The sequence below is a fragment of the Bacillus sp. FSL M8-0063 genome (assembly GCF_038005545.1).
Lineage (GTDB): Bacteria > Bacillota > Bacilli > Bacillales > Bacillaceae_G > Bacillus_A > Bacillus_A wiedmannii.
Map to the genome: position 1 here is coordinate 425,001 of NZ_JBBOTJ010000001.1, position 11,696 is coordinate 436,696.

The window sequence follows — 11,696 nt, forward strand, 5'->3', positions numbered from 1 at the left end:
ACCGGGATGGACGCACCGCTGGTGTACCAGTTGTTCTGCCAAGGGCATAGCTGGGTAGCTATGTGCGGAAGGGATAAGTGCTGAAAGCATCTAAGCATGAAGCCCCCCTCAAGATGAGATTTCCCATAGCGTAAGCTAGTAAGATCCCTGAAAGATGATCAGGTTGATAGGTTCGAGGTGGAAGCATGGTGACATGTGGAGCTGACGAATACTAATAGATCGAGGACTTAACCATATAATATGAAGCAAATGTTATCTAGTTTTGAAGGAATATAAAAAACTTGTTGACTTTTAAAGTTAAATAAGTTATAATGATTCTTGTCTTAAATGAATACAGTCTGGTAATGATGGCAGAGAGGTCACACCCGTTCCCATACCGAACACGGAAGTTAAGCTCTCTAGCGCCGATGGTAGTTGGGACCTTGTCCCTGTGAGAGTAGGACGTTGCCAGGCAAATGGAGGATTAGCTCAGCTGGGAGAGCACCTGCCTTACAAGCAGGGGGTCGGCGGTTCGATCCCGTCATCCTCCACCATTTAGCCGACTTAGCTCAATTGGTAGAGCAACTGACTTGTAATCAGTAGGTTGGGGGTTCAAGTCCTCTAGTCGGCACCAGTTTTTATTGCAAGAGCCATTAGCTCAGTTGGTAGAGCATCTGACTTTTAATCAGAGGGTCGAAGGTTCGAATCCTTCATGGCTCACCATTTTAATGAAATATGCGGGTGTGGCGGAATTGGCAGACGCACTAGACTTAGGATCTAGCGCCTTTGGCGTGGGGGTTCGACTCCCTTCACCCGCACTTTTAATGAAATATCTCAAACATGTCTTGCGGAAGTAGTTCAGTGGTAGAATACAACCTTGCCAAGGTTGGGGTCGCGGGTTCGAATCCCGTCTTCCGCTCCAATTTCCAATATGACATGCCGGGGTGGCGGAACAGGCAGACGCACAGGACTTAAAATCCTGCGGTGGGTGACCACCGTGCGGGTTCGACCCCCGCCCTCGGCACCATATGCGCCCGTAGCTCAATTGGATAGAGCGTTTGACTACGGATCAAGAGGTTAGGGGTTCGACTCCTCTCGGGCGCGCTTTTATTAACGGGAAGTGGCTCAGCTTGGTAGAGCACCTGGTTTGGGACCAGGGGGTCGCAGGTTCAAATCCTGTCTTCCCGATTTTCCAAAAACATGGGGCCTTAGCTCAGCTGGGAGAGCGCCTGCCTTGCACGCAGGAGGTCAGCGGTTCGATCCCGCTAGGCTCCACTTATTTTAATATCTTTTATGGCGGTGTAGCTCAGCTGGCTAGAGCGTACGGTTCATACCCGTGAGGTCGGGGGTTCGATCCCCTCCGCCGCTACCATAAAGGACCTTTAGCTCAGCTGGTTAGAGCAGACGGCTCATAACCGTCCGGTCGTAGGTTCGAGTCCTACAAGGTCCACCACTAAAGCTTTATATCTCGGAGGTATACCCAAGTTCGGCTGAAGGGATCGGTCTTGAAAACCGACAGGCGGCGAGAGTCGCGCGGGGGTTCGAATCCCTCTACCTCCTCCATTTTTTCTAAATTAAATATTTTATCATCGCGGGGTGGAGCAGCACGGTAGCTCGTCGGGCTCATAACCCGAAGGTCGCAGGTTCAAATCCTGTCCCCGCAACCAAATGGTCCCGTGGTGTAGTGGTTAACATGCCTGCCTGTCACGCAGGAGATCGCCGGTTCGACCCCGGTCGGGACCGCCATTTATGTTGGCTCGGTAGCTCAGTCGGTAGAGCAGAGGACTGAAAATCCTCGTGTCGGCGGTTCGATTCCGTCCCGAGCCACCATTTTTTTATGCCGACTTAGCTCAATTGGTAGAGCAACTGACTTGTAATCAGTAGGTTGGGGGTTCAAGTCCTCTAGTCGGCATCCTTTAGGGGCATAGTTTAAAGGTAGAACTGAGGTCTCCAAAACCTCCAGTGTGGGTTCGATTCCTACTGCCCCTGTAAAGTATATGGGCCTATAGCTCAGCTGGTTAGAGCGCACGCCTGATAAGCGTGAGGTCGATGGTTCGAGTCCATTTAGGCCCACCATATATATTATTCCGCAGTAGCTCAGTGGTAGAGCTATCGGCTGTTAACCGATCGGTCGTAGGTTCGAGTCCTACCTGCGGAGCCATGGCCCGTTGGTCAAGTGGTTAAGACACCGCCCTTTCACGGCGGTAACACGGGTTCGAATCCCGTACGGGTCATAAAAAAAAGAGTCAGCAATATGCTGACTCTTTTTTATTTTGTGGAATTCTCCTTTATCAACTGATTTTCCTGAAATAAATAAAGGGATTTAGGAAAAGCTATGGTATGTATAAAAAGGAGGAGATACAAATGACACGAGTGAGAGACTTTATGAGTACTCATGTTGTACATTGTACACCGCTAGACAACGTATATGAGGCTGCTGTAAAGATGAAAGAAGAATCGATTGGATTGATTCCAGTTGTTGAAAATGAGCAAGTTGTTGGGCTTGTTACGGACCGAGATTTAGTTGTTCGTGGGATTGCTGAGAAACATCCTGGATCTAATAAAATTACAAATGTAATGACAACAAATATTGTTTCAGTTTCTCCAGATGATTCTATTGAAAAAGCTACAGAGTTAATGGCACAGTATCAAATTAGACGATTACCAGTAGTTGAGAGTGGTCAACTCGTTGGGATGTTAGCACTAGGTGATTTAGCTATAAGAGAATCGGCAGATGATCAAGCGGGATTTGCTTTAAGTGAAATTTCGGAGCATACGGAATGAAGAGAGACGTTCCTTAGTGGGATAAGTTACGTATAAAAATCAGATGCATTATTCTAGTATATATGGATTAAACTAATATGTTAGCATGATGTATCTGAGACATTATATAATATAAGTATACAGTTAGTAATTTCGACAGTTATTTAAAATTTGTCATTCCTAATTTTAAATAAGAGAAAAAATGATATACTGATAGATATAAGTATTATGAAAGATTTCGAATATAACAATATTTATTGTTAACGATGTAATAATGGATTAATATTTCCTATGTAGACAAAAGGGAAGGGGAATTATATGAGGGCTGTACAGCGCGATCCAAATTGGAATTTGGTTACAGATACATATATAGAACCAAATAATTTCGCTGAATTATTTTCTTTGCTTGTACCTTGTCATCCAAAAGGTGAAGGGAAAGAACGAACTATATTAGTGTGGAAAGAAAAAGAATTTTATAAAGAAGAAAATTTAGCGGCATTTATCGTATATGGAATGGATAAAGTAAAGAATTTACCGCAGTTTCATAAAGATGAAATTCCAACTCTAGTACGTATTCTTCGCTTATGCCAAGAGATTGGTTGGTATGAAGAAGCAAATACTTTTATGATAACTCAAGGACTAGCTGAGTTTGTTCACACTTCATTGGAATATGAAACGTGGGATCTGTTGACGCAAGCGGTTGCTTTAAACTATTTAATTATTAAATATCGTATTGGTGAATTGACTGATGGGGATGTAGAAATTTGGGATAGGGTTAAATTTAATGAGAAATGTATAACGGATTGTAAACATTTATTATCTCATAAAGAAGTATTGGAATTTACATTCTTTTATATGTGTAAGAGAGCTAAATTACTATCAAAAGAGCAATTAAATAGTGATATGATGAGTCTAGCGATGTATTGTAATACGTTTGTGTATGACTTATACACACATGACTTATTACGAAAATATCGTAAGTGTACAGATTTCCTATCATATTATGGACCTAGTCAAGCGGTGTTAGCTTGTCAAAGAGCTGTACTTTCTCAAATTTCAGATCGATTAGACCCACTCAAGACTACTCATGTAGATGATTATTTATATGTAATGAAAGAAATGATGGAGCATATGACGATAGGAATAATGGATCGATATGATCATTTTATCGGGAAGTTATTATCATATGTGCCATTTTTCGAAATGATTCAAGTTCCACAACATGCATATTATTGTGAAGAATTGCTGTATATTTGTAAAGGCATTGAATATAAAGAAGAAATATTACGCAATTATATATTTATACAATTACATGATTGTTTACCATCATTCTTTAAACTATTTCTTAAAAATAAACGTTATGCAACAATTCATGATATTCTGTTCTATTGGTGTGATGATGAACAAAGAATGAGCTTAGAGAAAAAATATAACCTTAGCTTTATTTATGAAAAATATGCTTGTGGATAAAGAGCATTTTCTATATAAAAAATTTATATAAATTAAAAAGGATCTCAAGTTTATGTGAGATCCTTTTTTTATTAGTAAAGCAAGGAGAATGTAATTAAGACGAGAAATAACATTCCACAAAGGATAAATTGTGCTGTATTGCTTCCTTGTATACCAAAAAAAGTATTTATTTTGGTGTATACATTCAATATATATTTTAGCGGATTATCTTTGAAAGATTGATACACAGTGTCTCCTCTTTCTAAGCTTCTTGTTCGTGTTTTTTGGTATTAGGAACATGAATGTATCTAGCTATGAATAATAAAACAGCCATAAAGAATACAGGAAATACGGTAGATAAATAAAAACCATTACTAATAATATTTGTTATTAGGGCACTTAATAGAAAGATGGCATTATATATATGGGCAATTTTTTGTTTTAGTTGTACTTGAAAGTATTCCATCATAATTTCTAAAGCAACAAAAGCAATGATAATAGATAAAAATACAGTGTTTGTATTGTAAATGATTAAACAACAGATTAAACCTAAAAAGGCTAAGTATTCAATTAAGAGAGGTATATTGCGTTGCATACAATTTACCTAACTAAATATGGCAGTGGGTTTACTGCATTTGTTTTTTCAAAATTCCATTCTCCATTGTGTAACTCAAAATGAAGATGTTGCCCGTATGAATGACCTGTGTTGCCCATATGACCTACTAATTGTCCAGCTTGTACTTGATCACCAGCTTGTACAGTGCGATCTTTCATGTGTGCATAGACTGTTGTATATAATTTCCCGTTTATTTGATGGGCGATGAACACAACATTGCCATAGCTAGCTGAATAATATGATTTCACAACTTTACCTGCAGCTGCCGCCTGGATAGAGACATTACCTTGAGCTGCAATATCTATACCATAATGCATTTGTTCCCAACGTATATCAAAGGTTGAGCTAATTCTTCCTTGAGTAGGGAATTTGAAAACTGCTGGAATGGAAGTAGGTTGAGCCGTTTGAGCTTGTGATTGTGATTGATTTTGCATCACATAATGTTTTGCTACGTATCCGTATCCTGTGCCAAAACGAATTTTATACCAAGTTCCTACAGTTTCCACTACTTGTATTTGTGTACCATTTTGTAATGAACCAAGTAGTGCACTATTTGTACTAGCGTTGCCACGTACATTAAGTTTAGGTGTTGCAACTGTGTATTTCGTATTATTTTGAACTGTGATGCCTTTTACTAAAGGCTGTGAACCATTAGATACGAATGCTTTTTGTACGTAACCTGTTTTGCCATTATGTAAAATTTTATACCACTCGCCTTGTTCTTCTTGAATGGTAACGAATTTCCCATTTGGTAATACATCTAAAATTGAAGATTCTAAATTAGGTTCAGAACGAACGTTTAATGCATTGGCATTAACGATGTATTGATTAGTAGATTGAAGTTTGTTTTTTAGTAGAATAGCGTCTTTTTGTACGTAACCTACTTTATTATTAACAGATACTTTATACCAGCCATTAGTTGTTTCAAGTATGTTTACTTTCGTATTAAAGCGAATTGTATCAATTGAAGAGCTATTTGCGTTATTTTTTGTATGTAAGGCTACTTGATCGACTTTGACATATCCAGTTTTCACATTAGATAATTGTTCAGCGTTGGCTGTTTGTACATTTGTTTCTCCCATAGAAGGAAGTAAAGAGGCAATTGCGACAGTAGTTGCTGTTAAAGCAGTAGCTTTCATATTCATATAATAGAGACCTCCTCTAGTTGTATAGTTGTAATTTTATTATAGTATAAAGATATAATATAGTGGGTGTATTCACATAAATGTAATATGAAATCAATATAAAAATAAATTTTTTGAGGATAATGATTCCTTTTTATTCAATTAATTAGGATAATAATTTCTAAGATAGAATATAAGTATTATATAGTTTTGTTATTTTGTTGACAATTGAGAAAATTAAAACAGTTGATGATGTCTTATTACGATGTTATACTGACAGTGATAATTTCATAGTTTGCTAGGAGAGCTGGTGTTGCCAGCTGAGAGTAGGCCGTAAGCCTTTGATCCTTTTCATTACCTGATCTAGATTATGCTAGCGTAGGGAAGCAATTCGGACACTAATAATAAGTCCCCGTTTCTTTGCGTATAGAAACGGGGCTTTTTTGTTTAAAAATTTCATATTGAAACCACTAGGGGTGCTTGTTGTGCTGAGAGAGGAATAATCCTTAACCCTTACAGACCTGATCTAGGTAATACTAGCGAAGGGAAGTGGAGCAACGAATAAATTATAATTTTATTTGCTGTAACCACTTCTTATTTAGAAGTGGTTTTTTATTTAAATACACATACCGGAAGGGGATAGGGAAATGAAATTTTGCGATAGATTATTAGAAACTGTACAACCAGTTTGGGAGATGAGTCATAATCATCCGTTTGTAGTAGGTATGGGGGATGGCACGTTAGAAAAAGATAAGTTTCAGTATTACATTATTCAAGATTATTTATATTTGTTAGATTATGCAAAGCTATATGCGATTGGTGTTGTAAAAGCAACGAATCCACAAGTAATGGGGAAATTTGCTGAACAAATTGATGGCATATTAAATGGAGAAATGACAATCCATAAACAATATGCAAAAAGACTGGGAATTTCTATAGAGGAGATAGAGTCTGCAAAGCCATCTGCTAAAAATTTAGCTTATACAAATTACATGATGTCTGTATCTCAAAATGGCACACTTGCGGAATTAATAGCAGCACTTCTTCCATGTATGTGGAGCTACTGGGAAATTGGAAAGCGTTTAAATGATATTCCTGGAGCAAGAGATCATGAGTTCTTTGGTGAGTGGATTCAAGGATATAGTTCTGAAGAATACGGTAACCTTTGTATTTGGTTAATCGATTTATTAAATGAAATGGCAGTTGGAAAGTCTGAAAAAGAGCTAGATCGATTAGAGGAGATTTTCCTATATTCCAGTCGATTTGAATATTTATTCTGGGATATGTCCTATCGTAAGGAGATGTGGGGATTTGAGGAGCAAGAACATACTACAGTTTCATAATGTTTCTTTTCATTATGATGAGAAACCAATCATCAATGAATTAAATGCTTCTATACAAGATAAAGAGTTTGTAAGTATTATCGGACCGAGTGGATGCGGGAAAAGTACTCTATTTCGCCTTATTACAGGTTTAGAAGAAGTAAGTACTGGGCAGATAGAGCTGACAGAAACGAAGAGCCATCCTGTAGGGTATATGCCCCAAAAAGATATGCTCCTGCCGTGGCGAACGATTATTGAGAATGCTGCTCTGCCGCTAGAGTGTCAAGGTGTACAGAAGAAAGAAGCACAAATAAAGGCCAAGGAACTGCTACATAAATTTGGCTTACAAGGGTATGAGACAAAATATCCGAAAGATTTATCTGGTGGTATGAGACAACGCGTATCTTTTATTCGAACTTTATTAACAGGCGGGGAAATATTGTTGTTAGATGAACCGTTTAGCGCGTTGGACGCTTTAACGAAGGCATCTTTGCAAGAATGGCTGTTTGAACAATGGAAAGAGTGGGAAAAAACAATTTTATTTATCACTCATGATGTGGAAGAAGCGTTGTTTCTTTCTAATCGAATTTTAGTAGTAGAGCAGCAACCGATAACTACTTTAACCGAGAGGATTGTACCGCTTGATCGTAATCGAACAAGAAAAGATTTATATAAGCCTGAAGTGTTAGCGCTTAAAGATGAGCTTCTTAGTATGTTACAAAGGCAGGTACTCGTATGATGAACCGGTTGAAGGAGCTATTACCTGCCCTTACACTTTCTAGTATTTTACTTGCCTTTTGGGAAGTAGGCGCAAGAATCGTAGATGAAATGTACATTTTACCGTCACCGTCTGCAATTGTGATGAAGATATGGAAACTAAAAGATATATTATTTACGGTTCATTTGCCGGCAACCTTATCGGTCGTTTTAATAGGGGTGGCTATTTCTATCGTACTTGGGGTAGGGCTAGCGATGTTAATGAATGCGAGTAATTGGATGGAGAGAGCATTTTATCCATTATTAGTTGCCTCACAAACGATTCCTATTACAGCGCTTGCGCCGCTTTTCGTTTTATGGTTTGGATATACGATCTGGAGTAAGGTTGTTGTTACTGTTTTAATTACGTTTTTCCCAATTGCGGTCAATACGTATGATGGACTACGCAGTACGAAAAAAGAATGGGAGGAGCTCTTAGTTACCTATGGGGCAACGAAAAAAGATGTTTTTCTTAAATTAAAGTTACCATCTGCTCTTCCTTATTTTTTCTCAGCTTTAAAAATTGCAGTTCCGCTTAGTGTAATTGGGGCAGCAATCGGTGAGTGGCTCGGTGCACAAGCTGGGCTTGGATATTTCAGTAAAAGAATGATGACACAGTTAGACGGAGCCGGTGTATTTGCACCCATTGTATTGTTATCATTATTAGCTATTTTCTTCGTCATACTTATCTCAGTATTAGAAAAGAAATTTATTAGTTGGAGGAAGTATTCATGAAATTTTTAAAACGCATCTTTGTGTTGACATTATTAGTTGCAATGATTACTGGATGTTCTAGTAACTCAGCGTCAGATAAGGGTAAAAAGGAAAAAGAAATAACGGTCATGCTTGATTGGTACCCAAATGCGGTACATAGCTTTATTTATGCAGCAATTGAAAAAGGCTATTTTAAAGAAGAAGGAGTAAAGGTGAATATAAAATTCCCTTCTAATCCGACTGATCCATTAACTTTAGCAGCTGCAGGAAAAGTAACGGTTGGTTTATATTATCAGCCAGATGTTGTTATGGCAAAAGCAAATGAACAAATTCCAGTGAAATCAATTGGAGCTGTCGTACGTTCACCATTAAATCATGTTGTATCGCTGAAATCAGCAGGCATTCAATCGCCAAAAGATTTAGAGGGGAAAACAGTTGGATATTCTGGAACACCTTTAAGTGAGATGTATTTAAAAACGATGGTAAAAGAAGCTGGTGGTAATCCAGATACAGTGAAAGTAGTCGATGTTGGCTTTGATCTAGTACCGGCATTAATTACGAAGAAAGTGGATGCGGTAACAGGGGCATACATTAACCATGAAGTACCTGTTATGCGTCATGAAGGTCATGAACCGGCGTACTTTAATCCAGCTGATTACGGTGTACCGAATTATCATGAGCTTGTATTTGTAACAGGTGATAAAACGTTGAAAAAAGATAAAGAAGCGTTACAAGCCTTCTTACGTGGTACGAAAAAAGGCTATGATTTCATGAAGAAAAATCCAGATGAAGCATTAAATATTTTATTAAATCATCAAGAAAAAGAAAACTTCCCACTTGTACCAGAAGTTGAAAAAGAAAGTATGAAAATTTTATTAGAGAAAATGGAAACGAAAGATGAGCCATTCTTATCAGATTCAAAAGAATCATGGGAAAAACAAAATAAATGGCTGAAAGATAAAGGAATGACGAAAGAAATCGTTCCGGCCGATGAGTTATTCGAAAACATTTTAAAGTAGGCGAATGAATATGAAAAATGAGCTTCATGTAATCTCAAATGGTCACATGTCATTCGAAGAGTTAGTGAATGTAGCGATGCAAATTGAAAGTGAGATTGACTATTTGCATATTCGTGAGCGTGAGAAAAGTACGAAGGATTTGTATGAAGGTGTGGAAAGTCTTTTGAAGAAAGGCTTTCCGGCATCAAAAATAGTGATAAATGATCGAATTGATATCGCTATTTTATTAAACATTCCACGCGTGCAGCTCGGATATCGAAGCGCCAATGTAAGGTCAGTGAAAGAAAAGTTTTCTTATTTGCATGTCGGCTATTCTGTACATTCTTTAGAAGAGGCGATCGATGCATTTAAGAATGGAGCGGATTCCCTCGTCTATGGTCATGTATTTCCGACAGATTGTAAAAAAGGTGTGCCAGCGAGAGGGCTTGAAGAGGTTTCAGGCATTGCAAAGTGTTTATCCATACCGATTACAGCAATTGGCGGAATTACCACGGAAAATATCGGGGATGTTCTTACTAACGGTGTCAGTGGTATTGCTGTTATGTCTGGGATCATAAGTAGTAGTAACCCGTATAGCAAAGCGAAATCTTATAAGGAATCAATAAGAAAGTGGGCGGAAAAACATGTGTAAGAAGTATGATGTAGCGATAATTGGCGGTGGTGTAATCGGTAGTTCAGTTGCACATTTTCTAGCAGAAAGAGGACATAAAGTAGCGATTGTAGAGAAGCAAAGGATTGCATCTGAAGCTTCGAAAGCAGCTGCTGGTTTACTCGGGGTTCAGGCAGAATGGGATGCATATGACCCGTTATTTGAACTTGCTAGAGAAAGCCGTGTTATATTTCCACAACTTGCAGCAGTTTTACGTGAAAAAACAGGCATCGATATTGGGTATGAAGAGAAAGGCATTTATCGCATTGCCCAAAATGAAGATGAGAAGGAAAGGATTCTTCACATTATGGAGTGGCAGCAGAAAACAGGTGAAGATTCTTACTTTCTAATGGGAGATCGTTTACGAGAGAAAGAGCCGTGTCTATCTGAGTCAATTATAGGTGCTGTATATTATCCAAAAGATGGTCATGTTATTGCACCAGAGCTTACGAAAGCATTCGCACATTCCGCATCAATTTCGGGTGCTGATATATATGAACAGACAGAAGTGTTTGATATTCGTATTGAAAATAATAAAGTGACTGGGATTGTTACAAGCGAAGGTATTATGGCGTGCGAGAAAGTTGTGATTGCGGGTGGTTCATGGAGCACGAAGTTACTAGGTTATTTTCACCGCGAATGGGGTACATATCCAGTTAAAGGAGAAGTAGTAGCGGTAAGAAGTAGAAAACCACTTTTAAAGGCACCTATTTTCCAAGAAAGATTTTACATTGCCCCAAAGCGTGGTGGACGTTACGTAATTGGAGCAACGATGAAGCCTCATACGTTTAATAAAACAGTGCAACCAGAAAGTATTACTTCTATATTAGAGCGCGCGTATACAATATTGCCAGCTTTAAAAGAAGCAGAGTGGGAAAGCGCATGGGCAGGGTTAAGACCTCAATCGAATCACGAAGCTCCTTATATGGGAGAGCATGAAGAAATAAAAGGTTTATATGCTTGTACTGGACATTATCGAAACGGTATTTTATTAAGTCCTGTTTCTGGTCAGTATATGGCTGATTTAATAGAAGGAAAGCAGGAGAATCATTTGCTAGATTCATTGCTTTCTAAAACAGTTTAGAAAGGGGATGGAAGTTTGAATTTAAAAATTAATGGTAACCAACTTGAAGTGCCAGAGAGTGTGAAAACAGTGGCTGAGCTACTTACGCATTTAGAGTTAGATAACAGAATTGTAGTAGTAGAGCGTAATAAAGATATTTTACAAAAAGATGATCATACAGATACATCTGTTTTTGATGGAGACCAAATTGAGATTGTAACTTTCGTAGGAGGCGGTTGATT

Annotated in this window: 11 protein-coding genes, 20 tRNA genes, 2 rRNA genes and 2 riboswitches (1 of these 35 only partly in view); of the genes, 31 read left to right on the forward strand and 2 right to left on the reverse strand. The window is 38.3% G+C overall.

What is annotated here, in order from left to right; genetic code table 11:
* The 24 genes from MKX31_RS01955 to MKX31_RS02070 all read left to right on the forward strand — a co-directional run.
* A 23S ribosomal RNA gene (locus MKX31_RS01955) occupies positions 1-235 on the forward strand (it extends 2,687 nt beyond the left edge of the window).
* A gap of 102 nt (positions 236-337) precedes the next feature.
* Positions 338-453: ribosomal RNA gene (gene rrf / locus MKX31_RS01960) — 5S ribosomal RNA — on the forward strand.
* 4 nt (positions 454-457) lie between these two features.
* A tRNA-Val gene (locus MKX31_RS01965) sits at positions 458-533 on the forward strand.
* A 4-nt stretch (positions 534-537) separates the two neighbouring features.
* Positions 538-613 (forward strand) — tRNA-Thr (locus MKX31_RS01970).
* 13 nt (positions 614-626) lie between these two features.
* Positions 627-702: transfer RNA gene (locus MKX31_RS01975), tRNA-Lys, on the forward strand.
* 14 nt (positions 703-716) lie between these two features.
* Positions 717-797 (forward strand) — tRNA-Leu (locus tag MKX31_RS01980).
* Positions 798-826: 29 nt separating this feature from the next.
* Positions 827-901, forward strand: a tRNA-Gly gene (locus MKX31_RS01985).
* Positions 902-917: 16 nt separating this feature from the next.
* Positions 918-1,006 (forward strand) — tRNA-Leu (locus MKX31_RS01990).
* Positions 1,007-1,009: 3 nt separating this feature from the next.
* Positions 1,010-1,083, forward strand: a tRNA-Arg gene (locus MKX31_RS01995).
* Positions 1,084-1,093: 10 nt separating this feature from the next.
* Positions 1,094-1,167 (forward strand) — tRNA-Pro (locus tag MKX31_RS02000).
* Between the two features lie 14 nt (positions 1,168-1,181).
* Positions 1,182-1,254: transfer RNA gene (locus MKX31_RS02005), tRNA-Ala, on the forward strand.
* Positions 1,255-1,274: 20 nt separating this feature from the next.
* Positions 1,275-1,351, forward strand: a tRNA-Met gene (locus tag MKX31_RS02010).
* Positions 1,352-1,355: 4 nt separating this feature from the next.
* Positions 1,356-1,432: transfer RNA gene (locus MKX31_RS02015), tRNA-Ile, on the forward strand.
* A 17-nt stretch (positions 1,433-1,449) separates the two neighbouring features.
* Positions 1,450-1,542: transfer RNA gene (locus MKX31_RS02020), tRNA-Ser, on the forward strand.
* A gap of 27 nt (positions 1,543-1,569) precedes the next feature.
* Positions 1,570-1,646 (forward strand) — tRNA-Met (locus MKX31_RS02025).
* Between the two features lie 3 nt (positions 1,647-1,649).
* Positions 1,650-1,725, forward strand: a tRNA-Asp gene (locus tag MKX31_RS02030).
* Between the two features lie 8 nt (positions 1,726-1,733).
* Positions 1,734-1,809: transfer RNA gene (locus tag MKX31_RS02035), tRNA-Phe, on the forward strand.
* A 9-nt stretch (positions 1,810-1,818) separates the two neighbouring features.
* Positions 1,819-1,891 (forward strand) — tRNA-Thr (locus tag MKX31_RS02040).
* A 6-nt stretch (positions 1,892-1,897) separates the two neighbouring features.
* Positions 1,898-1,968, forward strand: a tRNA-Trp gene (locus MKX31_RS02045).
* Positions 1,969-1,978: 10 nt separating this feature from the next.
* Positions 1,979-2,055: transfer RNA gene (locus tag MKX31_RS02050), tRNA-Ile, on the forward strand.
* A gap of 10 nt (positions 2,056-2,065) precedes the next feature.
* Positions 2,066-2,140: transfer RNA gene (locus MKX31_RS02055), tRNA-Asn, on the forward strand.
* Position 2,141: 1 nt separating this feature from the next.
* Positions 2,142-2,213 (forward strand) — tRNA-Glu (locus MKX31_RS02060).
* Positions 2,214-2,343: 130 nt separating this feature from the next.
* Positions 2,344-2,763 carry a CBS domain-containing protein gene (locus MKX31_RS02065; protein WP_000199001.1) on the forward strand — a complete coding sequence of 140 codons (420 nt, stop codon included), beginning with the start codon at positions 2,344-2,346 and terminating at the stop codon, positions 2,761-2,763.
* Between the two features lie 297 nt (positions 2,764-3,060).
* Positions 3,061-4,212 (forward strand): DUF3965 domain-containing protein, encoded by a 1,152-nt coding sequence (locus MKX31_RS02070; RefSeq protein ID WP_046956752.1) that lies wholly within the window; start codon positions 3,061-3,063, stop codon positions 4,210-4,212.
* Between the two features lie 241 nt (positions 4,213-4,453).
* On the opposite strand, the gene MKX31_RS02075 is transcribed toward MKX31_RS02070, so the two are convergent.
* Both MKX31_RS02075 and MKX31_RS02080 read right to left on the reverse strand, forming a co-directional pair.
* The gene (locus tag MKX31_RS02075; RefSeq protein WP_340979811.1) at positions 4,454-4,786 is read right to left on the reverse strand and encodes a hypothetical protein; all 333 of its coding nucleotides are present in this window, start codon (positions 4,784-4,786) and stop codon (positions 4,454-4,456) included.
* A gap of 5 nt (positions 4,787-4,791) precedes the next feature.
* Positions 4,792-5,952, reverse strand: coding sequence for an SH3 domain-containing protein (locus MKX31_RS02080; protein ID WP_340979813.1), 1,161 nt, complete (start codon positions 5,950-5,952; stop codon positions 4,792-4,794).
* Between the two features lie 269 nt (positions 5,953-6,221).
* Positions 6,222-6,333: riboswitch (TPP riboswitch) on the forward strand.
* 60 nt (positions 6,334-6,393) lie between these two features.
* Positions 6,394-6,496: riboswitch (TPP riboswitch) on the forward strand.
* A gap of 82 nt (positions 6,497-6,578) precedes the next feature.
* On the opposite strand from MKX31_RS02080, the gene tenA reads away from it, so the two are divergent.
* Genes tenA through thiS form a run of 7 tightly spaced genes read left to right on the forward strand, consistent with a single transcriptional unit; the run spans position 6,579 to position 11,694 of the window.
* Positions 6,579-7,274, forward strand: coding sequence for a thiaminase II (gene tenA / locus MKX31_RS02085; RefSeq protein WP_000666826.1), 696 nt, complete (start codon positions 6,579-6,581; stop codon positions 7,272-7,274).
* Complete coding sequence (locus tag MKX31_RS02090; protein WP_088047983.1) at positions 7,243-7,992, forward strand: ABC transporter ATP-binding protein; 750 nt, start codon at positions 7,243-7,245, stop codon at positions 7,990-7,992. The genes tenA and MKX31_RS02090 overlap by 32 nt, the downstream gene beginning before the upstream one ends.
* Complete coding sequence (locus MKX31_RS02095) at positions 7,992-8,744, forward strand: ABC transporter permease (RefSeq protein ID WP_078182938.1); 753 nt, start codon at positions 7,992-7,994, stop codon at positions 8,742-8,744. Before MKX31_RS02090 ends, MKX31_RS02095 begins: the two co-directional genes overlap by 1 nt.
* Positions 8,741-9,742 carry an ABC transporter substrate-binding protein gene (locus tag MKX31_RS02100; protein WP_088047982.1) on the forward strand — a complete coding sequence of 334 codons (1,002 nt, stop codon included), beginning with the start codon at positions 8,741-8,743 and terminating at the stop codon, positions 9,740-9,742. Before MKX31_RS02095 ends, MKX31_RS02100 begins: the two co-directional genes overlap by 4 nt.
* A gap of 10 nt (positions 9,743-9,752) precedes the next feature.
* A complete protein-coding gene (gene tenI / locus MKX31_RS02105; protein WP_088047981.1) occupies positions 9,753-10,373 on the forward strand; it encodes a thiazole tautomerase TenI in 621 nt (206 codons plus the stop codon).
* On the forward strand, positions 10,366-11,475 hold the full coding sequence (gene thiO / locus MKX31_RS02110; protein ID WP_340979817.1) for a glycine oxidase ThiO: 1,110 nt from the start codon (positions 10,366-10,368) through the stop codon (positions 11,473-11,475). The genes tenI and thiO overlap by 8 nt, the downstream gene beginning before the upstream one ends.
* Positions 11,476-11,490: 15 nt before the next feature.
* The gene (gene thiS, locus MKX31_RS02115; RefSeq protein ID WP_001049510.1) at positions 11,491-11,694 is read left to right on the forward strand and encodes a sulfur carrier protein ThiS; all 204 of its coding nucleotides are present in this window, start codon (positions 11,491-11,493) and stop codon (positions 11,692-11,694) included.
* The last annotated feature ends 2 nt before the right edge of the window (positions 11,695-11,696 follow it).